We start from the raw sequence: 16,482 nt of genomic DNA on the forward strand, positions 1-16,482 counted from the left end.
CGGCGGCGTCGAATACGACAGCATCTTGGCCACGCTGTCGCGCGATATGTTGAAATGCTTCGCAGCCTGACGCCGGCTCATTCCTTCCGAGCAAGCCAGACGAACCTTCAGATACAATTCCACGGTGTAGATCCCCTAACCCTCCTGCGCTCGTTGCAGAAGGAAAATAGGTGGCCGGGTTTTACGCCGCCCGCAGCGGGATTATCCCGCCGCTACCGTGGACGAATTTTGCACCGCCGCTCTCACGCCGTCCTTGCGCGCTGTCCAACCTGTGGTCGGTACCTCGCTCATGCCGCCCAGCAGGCCACTTTCGGTGCGTTTGCGCAGCAGGATCGCGCCATCGTCGCGCACCGCGACAAAAGCGGCACCGCGACGCATGGGTCGTTCCGGCTTGGTCTTCGCGGCCCTCGCTCCATTCGCAATCGTCGGTATTCCTTTCATGATCGTCGCCGCAACAAGCGGCCCCGCGGCGCGCAAGGACGCCGATCATCGTGCCGCCGGCGGCGGGTTCCCGGCACCCCTTTCGCCTCCAGACATCTGCCAGCGGCGGCACTTCAGATTGTCAAAAATGGCACGAAGCTGAACAGCATCAATATCCCAAAGGCGGCCACATAGAACGGCATTAGTTCTCGGGTGGCGTGGAATATTGAGACCCGAGCGATCGAGCTCGAGATAAACAGTGTCGTCCCGACAGGCGGCGTAAACAGGCCGATCGCCAGATTGAGCACCATCATGATGCCGAGCTGGGTCAGGTCGAGATCGATCGCATTTGCAAGCGGCACGAAGATCGGACCGAGCAGCAGGATGGCAGCGGGAAGATCGATGAACATGCCGACGATGAGCATGATCAGGTTCATCGCCAGAATGATTAGCCACGGCTCCTGAAGGGTATCGACGCACCATTGCGCGAAGATTTGAGGAATCTGGGCAAAGGTGAGGAGCCAGCCGATGATTGCCGAACCCATGATGACCAGCATGACGACGCCTGTCGCGACGCCGGCAGAGAGCACGGCACTTTTCAGCCTGGCAAGCGTCATGTCGCGATAGACGAGAACCCCGACGAGCAGAGCGTACACGGTTGCGATCACCGAAACCTCGGTCGGCGTGGCAAATCCGAAGCGAAGCAGGACAAGGATCAGTATCGGCATCACGAGGGCGGGGCCGGCTCGCAAGGTCAGCAAACCAAACTTGCTCCACTCGAACGATTTCCGTTCGTAAGGAAAACCCCTCATCCGGGCCGATAGATTACAGACCGCTACAAAGGCGGCCGTGATCATCAGGCCGGGCAGGACGCCCGCCGCGAACAGCGCGCCGACAGACACGCCGGAAACCAGAGAATACAAAATGAGCGGGATCGAGGGTGGGATGAGGATGGCGATCATGGCCGAGGCAGAATTGTTGGCTGCGATAAATCCGGCCGGATAGCCTTCTTTTTTCTGCCATGGGATCAGCATCGAGCCCAGCGCCGTAGCGTCGGCGACAGCAGATCCCGACACACCACCGAAGACCGCTGAACCCACGACTGTGATCGAGGCCAGACCGCCCCGGTAGCGCTGCACGATGGCTCCGGCGAAATCGATGAGGTTGCGCCCGAGCGTACCGCTCATCATGAGGCTGCCCGCCAATATGAAGAACGGCAGCGCCAACATCGGGAACGACTGCGTCTGGCTGAACATCTGCTGGACGACCAGGTTCAGCGGCAGGAAGTCGGACGACAGCACGCTCAGGCCGGAAGCGATGACCAGGACATGCCCGACAGGGACCGATAGCAGGACCAGGACAAAGAATGAGATCGCGAGAACGATAATCATACGATACTCTCCTCTGCATTTGGTTCGGGCAGTCCCTGTAGGCCGAACAGGCAAATTCGAAGGATGAAGGATAGGCTGGTGAGGAAGACTCCCACTGCGAGAAAGACCAGCGCGTAATAGGCGTAGCTGCGGGAGATATGGAGAAGGGAGCTGTATTCGACCGAAACGATTTCGGACACGTTCAACGCGACCTTGGCGAATATCAGATAGGTGACTGCGAGGAGCACCTGGATGGAGATAGCCAGCAACCGAGCCGCTCGGGCAGGCAGGGATTGGATCACGAAGTCCACCGCGATGTGTGCGTTGTGTTGGGCCGCCAAAATGACTCCGGCGGCGATCATCCACGGAAAGAAATGCTCAGGTAGCTCGTTCAGCCAATTCAGGCCGCCTCCCGGCAGGATGTAACGAAAAATCACGTTCAGGGTCAGCGCGACCAGCAGAATTCCGGTTGTCAGATAGATGACCACCGCAGAAATCTTCTTGATCGCGCTATCCATGCGATCGGCCAAGGGCAAGACACGCCCTTCAAGAAATGACGTCATCTTGCCCTCCCCGATAAGGTCGCTCGCTAGCCTACCGCCGCGACGAGTTCCTTCACGAAATCCCCGAACGGCTTCGCCTGCCACTTGTCGTAAACGCTGGCCGTCGCCTTGCGAAGCGCATCGCGATCCGGCACGTTCACCGTGAGCGCCTTGTCGTCCTCGAACTGCTTCAGATATTTGGCATCGGCTTCCTGCATGAGTTGGCGTTGAAGATCGCCCGCCTCTTTCGCAGCTTCCTTGACCACTTTCATCTGGTCCTCGTTCAACCGCGCGGCGGCGATCTTGGACATCAGGAAAGGCGTGCTCTCCCATTTGTGGGAGGACATCGAGATGTACGGAGTCACCTCGTAGAGCTTGGCGCTGGCGATGTTTGCCAACGGATTTTCCTGCCCGTCCACGACCCCTTGCTGCAAGGCAACGTAGAGTTCGGAGAAGGCGATCTGTTCCGTAGACGCGCCAAGGGCCTCGAAGATGTCGATCGTCATCGGATCCGCGGGCGTGCGGATTTTCATGCCCTTGAGATCATCAGGTACATTGATCGACTTCTTCGTGTTCGAGATCTGGCGCACGCCGTTGTCCCACCAGCTCAACGGTATGATGCCGAGAGGATCGAATTTCGCCGCCAGCGTCTCGCCGATGCTTCCGTCCAGCACCCTGAAAGCCGCCGCTGCGTCAGCGAACAGAAACGGCAGCCCAAGTGCGCCGACTTCCGGCACGATGCCGGAGACGGGTCCCTGGCTGTTTGCCGTGAAATCGAGGCTTCCCGTGCGCAGGCTGGTGAGCATGGCAACGTCGTTGCCGAGCTGCTCCGATCCCGCGACGCGGATTTCGACCGCACCATCCGTCTTTTGCTTGACGAGTTCCGCAAACTTGTCCGCAGCGACAGTCCGAGGATTTCCCGGAGCGGCTCCATGGCCAAACGTCATTGTCGTCTGGGCCGAAGCCTTCCCGATGATGGCAAAACTTCCGCAAAGCGCTGCACTCGCGCCGAGAAAGGCGCGCCGATTCAACACAACAGACATTGCATTACCTCCCTTTTGCGGCCCTACTGCCGCGTTGAAATTCTCCCTGAGACCGTCACCTCAAACTTGCCCGATTCACTTCAACCAGGATCGAATCGAACCGCAGATAGCCTTCGTCGATAGCCCGTATTGATCGTGCAGGGTGGGCAGCGCTCCGGCGTCCAGGAACTCGTCCGGCAGTGCGATCTGTCGAAAGATGTTCTGGTTGGCCCCCTCTCTCATGAGAGTCGTCGCCACTGCTTCGCCAAGCCCGCCAATCACCGAATGGTTTTCAGCCACGATTACCGGGCGACCTAGCCGTGTGCATTCGCGCACGATGGTTTCGGTATCCAGCGGCTTGACCGTCGGGACATGGAGAACGCCGCAGGAAACACCTTCCTTTGCCAGTTCCTTTGTCGCCTCCAGGACGCGCATCGTCATCAGGCCGCTGGAAACGAACAGGAAGTCCTGGCCGTCGACGATCATCTTGGCCTTGCCAAGCTCGAATTTGTAGCCGTACTCGTCGAGCACGCGCGGAACCTTGCCGCGCAGCAGGCGCATGTAGACCGGGCCCTGATGAACGGCGATCTGGGGAACCGCCTGTTCGATCTCGATGGCGTCGGCCGGGTCGACGATCATCAGGTTCGGCATCCCTCTGAAAATAGCGATGTCTTCGGTCGCCTGGTGACTGGGACCGTATCCCGTGGTCAGGCCGGGCAGCGCGCAGACGATCTTGACGTTCAGCATCTCCTCGGCGATCGCAAGGCAGATGAAATCGTAGGCCCGGCGCGAGGCAAAGACGGCATACGTGGTCACGAACGGGGTGAAGCCCTCCCGCGCCATACCAGCCGCAGCACTCATCAACACCTGTTCGGCCATGCCCATTTGATAAAAGCGAGCAGGATAGGCTTTCGCGAAGACATGCAGGTCAGTGTACTTGCTGAGGTCGGCTGTCATTCCGACGATGTCATCGCGTTCCGCCGCCAGCTTGGTAAGCGCGTTGCCAAACGGAGCGGCAATCGTAGGCACGTCGTCGCCTGCGATCGAGGCGATCATTGCCGAAGTCGTCTTCCTCTCCGACGAGGCAACCGGACGGCGCGGGTCGTATTTTGATCGACGCAGGGAATGAGCCTGGCGCGCGCGATCTTCCAAAACACGGCTCATTGCGGTCTCCCTTCATCGAGAACCTTGAGAGCCTTTTCCCACTCGTCGGGTTCAACCCGGACGAAGTGCGTGATCTCGCGAGTTTCCAGGAAAGGCACGCCTTTGCACATGGTTGTGTCGCAGATCACCACGCGCGGCTGTTTTCCCTTGTGGCTTCGTGCCTGGTCGAAGGCGTCGCGCACGGCATCGATATCGTTGCCGTCCACCCGTTGTACGAACCAGCCGAATGCCGCGAACTTGTCGGTGATCGGCTCGCTCGACAGCATCTGCGTCGAAGGACCGTCGGCCTGCTGATTGTTGAAATCCACGATGGCGATGAGATTATCCAGGCCGTGATGGGCAGCCGACATCGCGGCTTCCCAGGTCGACCCCTCTCCCAATTCGCCATCCGACATCAGGTTGTAGACCAGTGATGAAGATTTCTTCCGCTTCAGACCTAGGCACATGCCCACGCAAATGCCGAGTCCGTGGCCAAGCGAACCGCCTGTGATCTCCATCCCCGGCGTATAGGTCACCATGCCCGACATCGGCAGACGACTGTCGTCTGTCCCGTAGGTCTCGAGTTCGAACTCCGGCAATATCCCGGCCTCGATCAGTGCCGAGTAGAGCGCAATCGCGTAGTGACCGATCGACAGGCAGAAGCGGTCCCTGTCCTCCCACTCCGGATCTTCAGGCTTGTAACGCAACGCATAGAAGTAGGAGACGGCGAGTATATCGGCGACGCCAAGAGCCTGTCCTATATAACCCTGACCCTGGACTTCGCCCATGCGCAGCGCATTCCGACGAATGCGATAGGCACGTTCGGGCAAGGAGATGTTCGAGCCACGATGTTGTTCGTGAGGTGAATCCATCTCCTTTATCCGTGGATCAACATGCCGCCGTTGACGTCGATGACGGCACCGGTGATGTACGAGGAGAGATCGGAGGCAAGGAACACGTAGGCTCCAGCCACGTCGGCCGCATCGCCAAGGCGGTTGAGGGGAATTCCTTTCAGGATTTCTGCCCGCATGGCATCGGTCAGCTTGCCGCCCGTAATATCGGTTTGGATCAGGCCGGGCGTGATGCAATTCACGCGGATGCCGTCAGGACCGAATTCGCGGGCCATTGCCTTGGCAAGACCCAGCACCCCTGCCTTTGCTGCGGAATAATGCGGGCCGCCAAAGATGCCACCCCCGCGCTGCGCCGAAACCGACGACATGCAGATGATCGAGCCCGATTTGCGCTTCTGCATCTGCGGGATGGCTGCCTGGCTGAGGTTGAGAATGCCAGTGAGATTGACCGCCAGGATTTTCTCCCAACCGTCTGGTTTGATATCCAAAAACTTCACCGGAGCAGTGATCCCGGCATTGTTGCAGAGTACGTCGATCCGGCCGTGTCGTCCGACGATTTCGTCGATAGCCTTCTGACAGGCTTCCCTATTCGTAACATCGCAGGCTACGCCAAAATGGCCCTCGCCGGTCAGGCTGTCGGCAGCCTTTTGCGATGCGTTGGCGTCGAGATCGAGAATAACAACCTTGGCACCGAAGGAGGCCATCATCTTCGCGGTGCTGAGACCAATCCCACGCTCGCTGGCCGCGCCCGAGATCGCAACAATCTTATCCTTAAGGATCATCTAGTCCTCCCGAAAAATCGAGGGGAGACTGCCTGATGCCAGAAGGAGGCACAAACGCAAGATTTACAAGCTAAGGTGAATTGTGTTCATCTATCCGGATGACGCCGCTGCCCCTGTCACTTTTGGCTCCCTTCGAAGCCGCAGGGCGATCTTGCTCGTTCCGGATTGCCTCTGAGGAGTTGAACCTGACTCCCAGCGCCGTAAGCCATGCCATCCGTAAGCTCGAGACACTCACAGGCGTGCGTCTGTTTTTGCGATCTGGCAGAAAAGTCCGGCTGACAGCCGAGGGCGAAGCACTACTCGAGCGGGTTCAGGCCGGAATGGAATCGATCAGGGAAGGCCTTGACCTGATTTCTACTCACCAGCCGCAGTTGCTCCGCCTGCATTGCGCTCCGAGCCTGGCGGCCCAATGGCTCACACCGCGGCTCTCTTCCCTCTTCCGCAGTTATCCGTCACTGGATGTGCGGTTGTCCGCAAACCTCCGGTATGCGGATTTCCCGGGGGCCGAATTCGACGCAGACATCACTTATGGCCAACACACGAGCGCAGGATGTGTCTCAATTCCCCTTGGCGACGAGACGGTGACCCCACTTTGCGCACCTCATCTCGCGCCTCGCATCCGGCAACCATCCGACCTGCTCCGAGAACGTCTCATCCATAGCGACAACAAACGGGTGCGTTGGGTCGACTGGTTTCGTGAAAACAAGATCACCGCTCCCGAGACAACAGGTTCTCGCTTCGACAGGAGTTTCATTGCCATTGCAGCAGCAGCCGATGGCCTCGGTGTTTGCCTGGAGTCGACTCGCCTCGCCGAGCGGGAACTTCGGGACGGCCGTCTTGTGAACCCCTTGGCGTCTTGCTCTCGTGCCGTCCAGTATGTCGGCCACTACTTCGTCTACCCGGAGAGTTCGAATAACAAAGCCAGCGTTCGGATATTTAGGGATTGGCTTCTGAAGGAAATCGGATTGCCCGAATTTCAATAAATTCAACTCGCCAGATCGCCACTTCTTCAAAATCCCTGCCAATATGCATGTTCGAGCGAATCGCTGACTCTTGTAAAGTCCAAACGCAAATCCGCAAAAAATTTTACGCCGCCATTTGCAAGATTGCTTGATTCCAACAGACTTCCTGCGAGCCTGACGAGTGCTTGCAGCATGGCATGATGCGCGATCCGCTCGCAACGAATCCCGTTTAAAACGATGTTCAGCATCAGGCAGCCCGTGCCAGATGGCCGAGAACATGGCTTACCAATCTACCGACGATTGTTGCTGTCATGCCGTTGATATCGGCGTTTGGCTGGAATTCCACGATGGAGAAGCCGGCCAGCCGCCGACCGCGCAACGCCTCGCCGATCAGATTTGTCATTTCGCCGAAGGTGAACCCCCCGGGCGATAGGGCATTTACTCCCGGACAGATGCTCGGGTCCATTGCATCGCAATCGATGTGGATCAGGAGCCGGCGGTCGCGAGGAAGCATATCGGCAACCTCCCTGATACCGATACGACGCCCCTCGCTGATCGTGACGATGTGTGATCCCCACGCCCGCGCCGTCTCGACCTCCTGCCGGCGCGCGCTGCCGACTGCGCGAATCCCCACCTGCGTCATGGAAGAAACACAGGCAAGTTCCGAGGCCCGTCGCATCGTACTGGAATAGCCGAACCGCTCACCGCCTATGTCGTCGCGCCAATCGATATGGGCGTCGACCTGCAATATGTGCAGGTCTTCGCCACCCTCAAAAGCACGCATGAAGGGAATAGCGACGGAATCGTCCCCTCCGATGAGAATCGGGACAGCCTTGGCCGCAAGCACACCTTGCGTGACAGCCTCGATATTGTGGCGATTGGCAGGCGCGTCATCATGGCTGGTCATTACGTTACCAAGGTCGAGAACCCGCAATTTTCCGTCGTCCAGCAACGGTCCGTCGAAATCGAAGTCCCAGTGTTCGATGTCGAGGGATGCGGCTGTGATTGCACGGCGTACCGCATCCGGCCCGGTCACAGTCGCGCTATCGCCGGTTGCGCGGGCATAGGGCGTGCCGTGAGCGGCCCCGAATATGGCGACCGCTCCTCCGGTTGGCTGTCGCGCCGCCGGAATTCCGAGGAATGTCTGCGCGCACGGCACGAGCAAATCTGAGGCAAAGCTGTTCATCGCGAGAGCTAAGGGACTGTATCTCGCGCTGTCCAGGCAAAATCGATGTTGAGTAAAACTGCGGGCCGGAATAATGGGACTGGCTGGGCCAGTCGGCTCCGCCTTTTCAGCAAGGATAGCACCGGCAATGGCCGTCTCCGTCGAGGATTCCCGCCCCGCGAATCGTGCCTTATGGTCCGCTTTCATCGCCCTTCTCGGGGGCGCTCTGGCCATGGGTATTTCGCCGATTTTCGTCCGCCTTTCGGATGTCGGCCCGTTTGCAAGCGCGTTCTATCGCGTGTTTCTTGCCTTGCCTGTGCTCTATGCCTGGATGCGGCTTGAGCAATCAAAGAACAAAACAGGCAAACCAGCCCGCCGCTTTTCGCCAGCGGTTATCGCCACTGGCCTCGCATTCACCGGAGACCTGTTCTTCTGGCACCTCGCCATTCTCAACACCAGCATCGCAAATTCCACATTCTTTGCGACCACGGCCCCGGTCTGGGTTGGGTTGATCGGCTGGGCCGTTCTGGGTCGCCGCGTAGCTCCCATGACCGTCCTTGGCCTTGTTTTCTGCCTCGTCGGAGGCACAGCGTTGGTTTGGCAATCGGTAGCCCTTTCGCCCGGCCATCTGATTGGCGACTTCTACGCCGAACTCACCGCCGTGTTCTTCGGCATCTATTTTCTAACCGTCGAATGGGCACGCCGCACCGAAGGCGCAGCGACCATTACATTCCACATGAGCCTGATCACGGCTGCATTGCTGGCCGTGACCGCAATCTGTGCCCATCTGCTTTACGGGCAACAACTGTTTCCATCGAATGCCATCGGTTGGTTGGTATTGCTGTGTCTGGCGATTATCAGCCATGCCGGCGGCCAGGGCCTGCTTTCGCTGGCGCTAGGCTCGCTACCTTCCATGTTCTCGTCTCTGGTGATCTTCCTCGAAGCGATTGCAGCCGCGGCGCTTGCCTGGCTTATTCTCGGCGAAGCCGTGACGCCGCTCCAGGCGCTCGGAGGACTGGCCATTCTCTTTGGCATCTGGCTGGCGCGGCCCCGCAAGGAGAAAAAGCACTTCACCGGTCAGGAAACAACGCCCTCAAGCCTTCGCGTGAAGCCGCTGCGACGCCGCGTTCGGTAATCAGGCCGGTGACGAGCCGCGCAGGCGTCACGTCGAAGGCCGGATTGCCGGCAGGTGTCGCATCCGGTGAAACACGCACCTGCGCGATATCGCCTGATGCGGTCTTGCCCCAAACCAGCGAGACCTCATCGCCAGACCGTTCCTCGATAGGGATCTCCTTCAGGCCGTCGAACACTGTCCAGTCGATAGTCGGCGAAGGCAACGCCACATAGAAAGGCACGCCATTGTCCTTGGCGGCGAGTGCCTTGAGATAGGTGCCGATCTTGTTGCAGACATCACCGTTGGCGGTGGTACGGTCGGTGCCGACGATGACCATATCAACATCGCCATGCTGCATCAGATGACCGCCGGCATTATCCACGATCAGGGTATGCGGCACGCCATGCCCTGCCATTTCCCAAGCGGTGAGTTGCGCGCCCTGATTGCGCGGGCGCGTCTCGTCCACATAGACATGGACTGGAATATCCGCCTCCATCGCCAGATAGATCGGCGCGGTGGCGGTACCGTAATCCACCGTGGCCAGCCAGCCGGCATTGCAATGCGTAAGGATATTGACCGGTTCGCCTGGTTTCTTACCGCTAGCGGTCTTGCGGATGATTTCCAGACCGTTCTCGCCGATAGCGCGGTTCAGTTCGACATCCTCGTCGGCAATTTCAGCCGCCCGCCCGTGAGCCGCTTTTGCCCGCTCGCCTTCTGGCAGCGGCTTCAGAAGCGCGCGCATCGCATCCAGGGCCCAACGCAGATTGATCGCGGTGGGCCGCGTCGCGTGCAGCTTTTCCCACGCGGCATCGAGCGCAGTGTCAGAAGAGTCATCAGTCATGGCAATTGCCATGCCATAAGCGGCGGTGACACCGATCAAGGGCGCGCCGCGGACCCACATGTCGCGTATGGCAATTGCAACATCGTCGAGCGTGCGCAACGTGACGATGCGGAATTCGTGCGGCAGCCAGCGCTGGTCGATGATATCGACCGCTCGCCGATCGTCATTCAGCCAGATGGTGCGATAATGACGACCGCCGACGTTCATGCGCGCACCTCCTTTTCAATCAGCGACGCCAGGGCATTTACATCTTCGGCGCAGTGCAGATGACGCCGATTGACGACCAGATGGCGGCCGAAGCTCAATGCCGGCGCCTCGCAGCGCGCGCGCAAGACCTCATCCCCGATGGTCTCGAAATCGGCATTGTGGGCAAGCCCAAGAATACGGCGATGGATCTCCACACCGGCAAAACCGAGTAAATCCTGCCAAAGCGAGTGCAGCACATGATCGAGCGCCTGCTCGGCGCCGAGCGGATCGCCGCATTTCTCGAAAAGGCTCGAAGCGTAGAGCATGCCGGTGCGCTCGGTACGCCACAAATGAGCAAACTCGGCGCGGAAAATCGACCATGTATCGGAGACGGTGCGTAACAGATATGCCCGCATGGATGCGCGTGAGCCTTCCTGCTCATGACCTGCTTGCGAGAAAAACGACATCCAGAAATTGGCCAGCAACATGCCGATATCGAATGCCATCGGGCCGTAGAAGGCGAATTCGGGGTCGATCACGCGGGTATCGTCATCCGTCACCATCACCGATCCGGTATGCAGATCCCCATGCAGGAGGGTCTCGGCATTGGCCGCAAACAAATGCTTGAGGCGCTGCGCCTCGACCTTGAGATCGCGGTCGGCACGAAGTTCAACCACCAGCGGATCGAGTTCTGGCGTGTGGCGGTTCAGCTCCGCCTCGAAATAGGGATCGGTAAAAACGAGGTTTTCGGTGATGTCGCATAGTTCGACGTTACCGGCGAACAGCGCTAGATCAGCTTTGCGCTCGCGCGCCGTCATTGCAAGATCGGAGCCGCGGAACAGCGTGCGTGCCGCAAACAAGCCGAGATCGGAGGCAATGCTCGGCAGTTCGCGCCCGTCGATCAGCGCCCTGCGCAGGATGATATGCGGCGAAAGATATTCCATGACGATAAGCGCCTGCGTCTCGTCGAAATGGTAGATCGCCGGCACTGTCCCCTTGCCGGCACGCGCCTCCTGCCGAACCAGCGCGTGATATTCGAAGAACGAGCGTTTCAGCGGCAGCGGCCAGCTTTCGCCGACAAGGCGAACATAGGGCAAAGCCTGTTTGACGACCGCCGCGCCCTTCGGCCCTTCCACGATGAAGACCAGATTGAGGTTGCCATCGCCAACCTCGCGCACGGCCCACGCCGTACTATCCGGGCCGAGTTTCGAGGCCAGTATCTCCAGTTCGCCCAGACGCGCCGGCAGAGCTTCAACCGTCAGGGGTTGAAAAGGAGCGGTACTGTTCATGAGCGGCCTCCCGATCCGTCACTGTTTTGATAACGGAACACTTGCCGGGTGGAAAGGCCGCGTACATTCGGTCGCCTTCCGGGATTTGCCAAGGGTTACGAAATCACCTTGCCGACCGCCTTGTGCCAGCCCTTCAGCTTGCGGGTCCGCTCGGCTTTGTCCATTGCCGGCTCGAAGCGCCGTTCCAGCGCCCATTGCGCGGCGAAATCTTTCGCCTGCGGCCACACGCCGGCTCTTGAGCCGGCAAGCCAGGCAGCCCCTAACGCCGTCGTTTCCAATATGGTCGGTCGATCCACCGGCGCATCGAGAATGTCGGCAAGCCGCTGCATGGTCCAGTCGGACGCGACCATTCCGCCATCGACCCTGAGCACGGTCCTGGAGGTCGCACCCTTCCAGTCTTTCTTCATCGCGTCCAACAGGTCGCGTGTCTGATAGGCGACCGACTCCAGCGCCGCGCGGGCAAATTCCGCCGGGCCGGAATTGCGCGTCAGGCCGAAGATCGCGCCACGGGCTTCCGCATCCCAATGCGGTGCGCCAAGCCCAACAAAGGCCGGCACCAGGTATACGTCCTGCGTCGGATCGGCTTTGGACGCCAGTTCACCGCTGTGCTCGGCCTTGCCGATGATCTTGAGCCCGTCGCGCAGCCATTGCACGGCCGCGCCAGCAACGAAGATCGAACCCTCCAGAGCATAGGTCGTCTCGCCGCCGAGACGATATGCGATGATGGTGAGCAGGCGGTTCTTTGAGCGCACCAGATCGGCGCCGGTGTTGAGCAACGCAAAGCAGCCCGTGCCATAAGTCGATTTCATCATGCCCGGCTCGAAACAGGCCTGGCCGATCGTTGCCGCCTGCTGGTCACCTGCAACGCCCAGAATTTTTATCGGCGCTCCGAAGAGCTTTGGATCGGTTTGCCCATAATCGTCGGCGCAATCCTTGACCTCGGGCAACATTGCCCTTGGCACGCGCAGGATCGAAAGCAGTTCATCGTCCCAACGGTTCTTGATGATGTTGTAGAGCAGCGTGCGCGAAGCATTGGTTGCGTCGGTTGCATGGAGCTTACCGCTGGTCAAACGCCAGATCAGGAAGCTGTCGATGGTCCCGGCCAGCAATTCGCCTTTCTCGGCGCGACGCCTCGCGCCTTTTATTTTGTCGAGGATCCAGGCGATCTTGGTACCGGAGAAATACGGATCGAGCAGCAGACCGGTCTTTCTGGCGAATTTCGGCTCCAGTCCCTGCTTTCTCAGCCGCGCGCAGAGTGGCGCGGTGCGACGGTCCTGCCAGACGATCGCGTTATAGATCGCCTTGCCGCTATCGCGTTCCCATATGACCACCGTTTCGCGCTGATTGGTAATACCGATGGCAGCGATTTCAGCAGCTTTGCGGCCGGCATTTCCAAGCGCCGATCTCGCCGTTGAGACAACACTTGACCATATTTCTTCCGGGTCATGCTCGACCCAGCCGGAGGCCGGAAAATGCTGGGAAAATTCCTTCTGCCCGACACCTGCCACCTTCATGGCATCGTCGAACACGATGGCGCGGCTAGATGTCGTGCCCTGGTCGATGGCGAGGATGAAACCGGTCATTGCCTTCCCTCTATCGCCTCCCTTACGCACACATGAACAGGGGAGACGGCGCGATGCCGCCTCCCCCGAGGTCATAATACGGGCGCGGCGCCCGCATCAACTCACTGCTGCTGCCAGCTCTTCACCAACTCGTCATAGTCGATGGTGATCGGCTTCTCCTTCTCGTTGTCCAGCTTGAGTTGCGGCGCCAGATTGCCCTTCTTCACCGCATCGTCGTGCCAGTACTGAAGGTCATGCTCTTCGGCGAGCTTGGGACCGATATCGCCTTGAACGCCCGACTTCTCCAGCCGACCAAGCACCTTCTCCTGCTCGGCGCACAGCGAATCCATCGCCTCCTGCGCGGTCTTGGCACCCGAGGCCGCGTCACCAACCGCCTGCCACCAGAGCTGCGCCAGCTTCGGATAGTCCGGCACGTTGGTACCGGTTGGCGACCATTGCACCCGCGCCGGCGACCGATAGAACTCGATCAGGCCACCGAGCTTCGGCGCACGTTCGGTGAAGCTCTTGTCATGGATGGTAGAGTCCCGGATGAAGGTAAGGCCGACATGGCTCTTCTTCACATCCACCGTCTTGGAGGTCACGAACTGGGCATAGAGCCAGGCCGCCTGGGCGCGCTTCGTCGGCGTCGATTTCATCAACGTCCACGAACCCACATCCTGATAGCCGAGTTTCATGCCGTCCTTCCAGTAGGAGCCGTGCGGCGAAGGAGCCATGCGCCATTTCGGCGTGCCGTCCTCGTTCATCACCGGCAGGCCGGGCTTGACCATGTCGGCCGTGAAGGCGGTGTACCAGAATATCTGCTGGGCAATGTTGCCCTGCGCCGGAACAGGCCCGCTTTCGGAGAAGGTCATGCCCTGAGCTTCCGGCGGCGCATAGGCCTTGATCCAGTCGAGATATCTCTGGATCGAATAGACGGCTGCCGGGCCATTGGTGTCGCCGCCACGCGCGACGCAGGAACCGACGGGCCGGGAATTCTCGTCAACCTTGATACCCCATTCATCCACCGGCAGACCGTTTGGCAGGCCCTTGTCGCCATTGCCGGCCATGGAAAGCCAGGCATCGGTGAAGCGCCAGCCGAGCGAAGGATCCTTCTTGCCATAATCCATATGGCCATAGACCTTCTTGCCGTCGATCTCGCGGCCGGTGAAGAACTCGGCTATGTCCTCATAGGCCGACCAGTTGACCGGAACGCCGAGATCGTAGCCATATTTCGCCTTGAAGTCGGCCTTGTTCTTCTCGTCATTGAACCAGTCGTAGCGGAACCAGTAGAGATTGGCGAATTGCTGATCGGGCAACTGGTAGAGTTTCTTGTCGGGGGCGGTCGTGAACGATGTGCCGATGAAGTCGTCGAGGTCGAGCATCGGATCGGTGACGTCCTTGCCCTCTCCGGCCATCCAATCGGTCAGATTGCGCACCTGCTTGTAGCGCCAGTGCGTGCCGATCAGATCGGAATCGTTGACCCAGGCATCATAAAGATTTTGCCCGGTCTGCATCTGCGTCTGGATTTTCTCCACGACGTCACCTTCCTGGATGATGTCGTGCGTGACCTTGATGCCGGTGATGGCGGTGAAAGCGGGCGCCAGCACCTTGGACTCGTATTCATGGGTGGTCAGCGCCTCCGACACCACCTTGATCTCCATGCCCTGGAAAGGCTTGGCGGCGTCGACGAACCACTGCATCTCCTTTTCCTGATCGGCGCGCGAAAGCGTCGAAAGATCGCCTATTTCCTTGTCGAGAAATGTCTTGGCCTCGTCCATCCCGGCATAGGCATTGCTTGCGCCCAGCAACAGGATGAGCGCCGTCGTCGATGTCAGAAAATGTCGTCTCATGTCTCTCCTCCAGATTAACTCGATTTTTCAGTTCCATCCGCGGCGGCACCTGCAGCCGTCGCGGCAGTTTTCCCCTCTAAACGTAGCGGAACACCCCCAGGGCATAGACCACGGAGAGAGCGAGAGCCCACCACAAGCTGGAGCCGACAAGCCCCAGCCAGGCGATGTGAATGAAAGCCGCGCCGAGCAGCGAAACGAACAGACGATCGCCGCGCGTCGTCTCGAAGCGCAATATGCCGACGCGCGGATTGCCGCCGGGCGAGGCATATTCCCATACGGCCATCAGCGACAGTAGCGCCGCAATTGTGAGGAAAAACAGGGCCGTAGGGAAGGTCCAGGCCATCCAGCCGCCGCTGGCCAGAGGCGCGGTCCAATCGCGCGCACCATCCTGGACGGGAACGAAAGCCGCAATCAATCCTGTGGCAATCGCATACACGCCAAGCACGATAGTCAGTGGGAGAACCCAGCGGCGAGTAGCCGTCATCATACCCTCCCCAGGGCAAAGCCCTTGGCAATGTAATTGCGTACGAACCAGATCACCAGGGCACCGGGGATCAGCGTCAGCACACCGGCAGCGGCAAGCAAGCCCCAGTCCATGCCGGCGGCCGAGACGGTGCGCGTCATGGTGGCGGCGATCGGCTTGGCATTCGTCGTCGTCAATGTGCGCGCCAGCAGCAGTTCCACCCATGAGAACATGAAGCAGAAGAAGCAGGCGACACCGATGCCCGACGCGATCAGCGGCATGAAGATCTTCACGAAGAAACGCGGGAAGGAATAGCCGTCGATATAGGCTGTTTCGTCGATCTCCTTCGGCACGCCCGACATGAAGCCTTCGAGAATCCACACCGCCAGCGGCACGTTGAAAAGACAATGCGCCAGCGCAACGGCGATATGCGTGTCGATGAGCCCGAAGGCCGCATAAAGCTGGAAAAAGGGCAGAGCGAATACCGCTGGCGGCGCCATGCGGTTGGTCAGCAGCCAGAAGAACAGATGCTTGTCGCCAAGGAAGCGATAGCGCGAGAAAGCATAGGCGGCGGGCAGCGCCGCACCGACCGAGATCACCATGTTCATCAAGACATAGATGATCGAGTTGATGTAGCCCGAATACCAGGCACTGTTGGTGAAGATAACGCGATAATTGGCCAGTGTCGGCTTGTGCGGATAAAGCGTCAACGAGTTGAGGATTTCCGCGTTGGTCTTGAAGCTCATATTGATGAGCCAGTAGATCGGCAGCAGCAGGAAGACGATGTAGAGCGTCGGCACCAGCCACCACCAGCGCGATTCCTCGCCACGCCGGCGCATCCGCTGGGCGATCTTGTCCTGCGTCACGCCACCGGCTGAAGGCATGGCCTCCCTGCCCATCGCTTCGCCCGTTCTCTCGTT

Annotated in this window: 17 protein-coding genes and 1 pseudogene; 2 read left to right on the plus strand and 16 right to left on the minus strand. The window is 59.5% G+C overall.

Annotated elements, in window-relative coordinates; all coding sequences use genetic code 11:
- From BFN67_RS23855 to BFN67_RS02900, 8 genes and pseudogenes are all read right to left on the minus strand, one after another.
- Positions 1–123, minus strand: a 123-nt coding sequence (locus BFN67_RS23855; protein ID WP_139789006.1) for a helix-turn-helix domain-containing protein, incomplete at its 3' end; no start/stop codon positions are given.
- A gap of 123 nt (positions 124–246) precedes the next feature.
- Positions 247–393 (minus strand): annotated as a pseudogene (locus BFN67_RS23860) (A/G-specific adenine glycosylase); the annotation flags it as partial.
- 161 nt (positions 394–554) lie between these two features.
- Positions 555–1,811 carry a TRAP transporter large permease gene (locus BFN67_RS02875; RefSeq protein ID WP_080918111.1) on the minus strand — a complete coding sequence of 419 codons (1,257 nt, stop codon included), beginning with the start codon at positions 1,809–1,811 and terminating at the stop codon, positions 555–557.
- The gene (locus BFN67_RS02880; RefSeq protein WP_080918112.1) at positions 1,808–2,353 is read right to left on the minus strand and encodes a TRAP transporter small permease; all 546 of its coding nucleotides are present in this window, start codon (positions 2,351–2,353) and stop codon (positions 1,808–1,810) included. Before BFN67_RS02880 ends, BFN67_RS02875 begins: the two co-directional genes overlap by 4 nt.
- Positions 2,354–2,379: 26 nt before the next feature.
- A complete protein-coding gene (locus tag BFN67_RS02885; RefSeq protein ID WP_080918113.1) occupies positions 2,380–3,375 on the minus strand; it encodes a TRAP transporter substrate-binding protein in 996 nt (331 codons plus the stop codon).
- A gap of 75 nt (positions 3,376–3,450) precedes the next feature.
- The gene (locus BFN67_RS02890) at positions 3,451–4,476 is read right to left on the minus strand and encodes a transketolase family protein (protein WP_080918230.1); all 1,026 of its coding nucleotides are present in this window, start codon (positions 4,474–4,476) and stop codon (positions 3,451–3,453) included.
- 38 nt (positions 4,477–4,514) lie between these two features.
- Positions 4,515–5,369 carry a transketolase gene (locus BFN67_RS02895; protein ID WP_080918114.1) on the minus strand — a complete coding sequence of 285 codons (855 nt, stop codon included), beginning with the start codon at positions 5,367–5,369 and terminating at the stop codon, positions 4,515–4,517.
- 5 nt (positions 5,370–5,374) lie between these two features.
- Complete coding sequence (locus tag BFN67_RS02900; RefSeq protein ID WP_080918115.1) at positions 5,375–6,130, minus strand: SDR family NAD(P)-dependent oxidoreductase; 756 nt, start codon at positions 6,128–6,130, stop codon at positions 5,375–5,377.
- A gap of 98 nt (positions 6,131–6,228) precedes the next feature.
- Between BFN67_RS02900 and BFN67_RS02905 the strand changes: the two genes are divergently transcribed.
- The gene (locus BFN67_RS02905) at positions 6,229–7,113 is read left to right on the plus strand and encodes a LysR substrate-binding domain-containing protein (protein ID WP_080918116.1); all 885 of its coding nucleotides are present in this window, start codon (positions 6,229–6,231) and stop codon (positions 7,111–7,113) included.
- A gap of 26 nt (positions 7,114–7,139) precedes the next feature.
- On the opposite strand, the gene BFN67_RS02910 is transcribed toward BFN67_RS02905, so the two are convergent.
- Together BFN67_RS02910 and BFN67_RS02915 are read right to left on the minus strand one after the other, a co-directional pair.
- Positions 7,140–7,340, minus strand: a complete 201-nt coding sequence (locus tag BFN67_RS02910; RefSeq protein WP_080918117.1) for a hypothetical protein — start codon at positions 7,338–7,340, stop codon at positions 7,140–7,142.
- Positions 7,340–8,278 carry an arginase family protein gene (locus tag BFN67_RS02915; RefSeq protein ID WP_158083463.1) on the minus strand — a complete coding sequence of 313 codons (939 nt, stop codon included), beginning with the start codon at positions 8,276–8,278 and terminating at the stop codon, positions 7,340–7,342. The genes BFN67_RS02910 and BFN67_RS02915 overlap by 1 nt, the downstream gene beginning before the upstream one ends.
- Positions 8,279–8,405: 127 nt before the next feature.
- Between BFN67_RS02915 and BFN67_RS02920 the strand changes: the two genes are divergently transcribed.
- Positions 8,406–9,392, plus strand: coding sequence for a DMT family transporter (locus BFN67_RS02920; protein ID WP_080918119.1), 987 nt, complete (start codon positions 8,406–8,408; stop codon positions 9,390–9,392).
- On the opposite strand, the gene mtnA is transcribed toward BFN67_RS02920, so the two are convergent.
- The 6 genes from mtnA to BFN67_RS02950 form a co-directional block, all read right to left on the minus strand.
- On the minus strand, positions 9,328–10,419 hold the full coding sequence (gene mtnA / locus BFN67_RS02925; protein ID WP_080918120.1) for an S-methyl-5-thioribose-1-phosphate isomerase: 1,092 nt from the start codon (positions 10,417–10,419) through the stop codon (positions 9,328–9,330). The two genes, BFN67_RS02920 and mtnA, sit on opposite strands and share 65 nt — an antisense overlap.
- Positions 10,416–11,687: an S-methyl-5-thioribose kinase gene (gene mtnK / locus BFN67_RS02930; protein WP_080918121.1), complete on the minus strand. Its 1,272-nt coding sequence runs from the start codon at positions 11,685–11,687 to the stop codon at positions 10,416–10,418. The genes mtnA and mtnK overlap by 4 nt, the downstream gene beginning before the upstream one ends.
- A 95-nt stretch (positions 11,688–11,782) precedes the next feature.
- A complete protein-coding gene (gene glpK / locus BFN67_RS02935; protein ID WP_080918122.1) occupies positions 11,783–13,270 on the minus strand; it encodes a glycerol kinase GlpK in 1,488 nt (495 codons plus the stop codon).
- A gap of 101 nt (positions 13,271–13,371) precedes the next feature.
- On the minus strand, positions 13,372–15,099 hold the full coding sequence (locus BFN67_RS02940) for an ABC transporter substrate-binding protein (protein WP_080918123.1): 1,728 nt from the start codon (positions 15,097–15,099) through the stop codon (positions 13,372–13,374).
- Between the two features lie 76 nt (positions 15,100–15,175).
- On the minus strand, positions 15,176–15,583 hold the full coding sequence (locus BFN67_RS02945; RefSeq protein WP_425349731.1) for a DUF2160 domain-containing protein: 408 nt from the start codon (positions 15,581–15,583) through the stop codon (positions 15,176–15,178).
- Positions 15,583–16,461: a carbohydrate ABC transporter permease gene (locus BFN67_RS02950; RefSeq protein WP_245295145.1), complete on the minus strand. Its 879-nt coding sequence runs from the start codon at positions 16,459–16,461 to the stop codon at positions 15,583–15,585. The genes BFN67_RS02945 and BFN67_RS02950 overlap by 1 nt, the downstream gene beginning before the upstream one ends.
- Positions 16,462–16,482 lie beyond the last annotated feature (21 nt).

The organism is Manganibacter manganicus, assembly GCF_002075885.1.
GTDB classification, from domain to species: domain Bacteria; phylum Pseudomonadota; class Alphaproteobacteria; order Rhizobiales; family Rhizobiaceae; genus Mesorhizobium; species Mesorhizobium manganicum.

Excerpts from the sequence above, each read along its gene's own strand:
- BFN67_RS02920 (WP_080918119.1), top strand. The coding sequence starts at position 8,406 with ATGGCCGTCTCCGTCGAGGATTCCCGCCCCGCGAATCGTGCCTTATGG.
- BFN67_RS02945 (WP_425349731.1), bottom strand. The coding sequence starts at position 15,583 with ATGACGGCTACTCGCCGCTGGGTTCTCCCACTGACTATCGTGCTTGGC.
- BFN67_RS02910 (WP_080918117.1), bottom strand. The coding sequence starts at position 7,340 with ATGCTGAACATCGTTTTAAACGGGATTCGTTGCGAGCGGATCGCGCAT.
- BFN67_RS02895 (WP_080918114.1), bottom strand. The coding sequence starts at position 5,369 with ATGGATTCACCTCACGAACAACATCGTGGCTCGAACATCTCCTTGCCC.
- BFN67_RS02875 (WP_080918111.1), bottom strand. The coding sequence starts at position 1,811 with ATGATTATCGTTCTCGCGATCTCATTCTTTGTCCTGGTCCTGCTATCG.
- BFN67_RS02885 (WP_080918113.1), bottom strand. The coding sequence starts at position 3,375 with ATGTCTGTTGTGTTGAATCGGCGCGCCTTTCTCGGCGCGAGTGCAGCG.
- BFN67_RS02905 (WP_080918116.1), top strand. The coding sequence starts at position 6,229 with ATGACGCCGCTGCCCCTGTCACTTTTGGCTCCCTTCGAAGCCGCAGGG.
- BFN67_RS02940 (WP_080918123.1), bottom strand. The coding sequence starts at position 15,099 with ATGAGACGACATTTTCTGACATCGACGACGGCGCTCATCCTGTTGCTG.
- glpK (WP_080918122.1), bottom strand. The coding sequence starts at position 13,270 with ATGACCGGTTTCATCCTCGCCATCGACCAGGGCACGACATCTAGCCGC.
- BFN67_RS02915 (WP_158083463.1), bottom strand. The coding sequence starts at position 8,278 with ATGAACAGCTTTGCCTCAGATTTGCTCGTGCCGTGCGCGCAGACATTC.
- BFN67_RS02900 (WP_080918115.1), bottom strand. The coding sequence starts at position 6,130 with ATGATCCTTAAGGATAAGATTGTTGCGATCTCGGGCGCGGCCAGCGAG.
- BFN67_RS02950 (WP_245295145.1), bottom strand. The coding sequence starts at position 16,461 with ATGGGCAGGGAGGCCATGCCTTCAGCCGGTGGCGTGACGCAGGACAAG.
- mtnK (WP_080918121.1), bottom strand. The coding sequence starts at position 11,687 with ATGAACAGTACCGCTCCTTTTCAACCCCTGACGGTTGAAGCTCTGCCG.
- BFN67_RS02880 (WP_080918112.1), bottom strand. The coding sequence starts at position 2,353 with ATGACGTCATTTCTTGAAGGGCGTGTCTTGCCCTTGGCCGATCGCATG.
- mtnA (WP_080918120.1), bottom strand. The coding sequence starts at position 10,419 with ATGAACGTCGGCGGTCGTCATTATCGCACCATCTGGCTGAATGACGAT.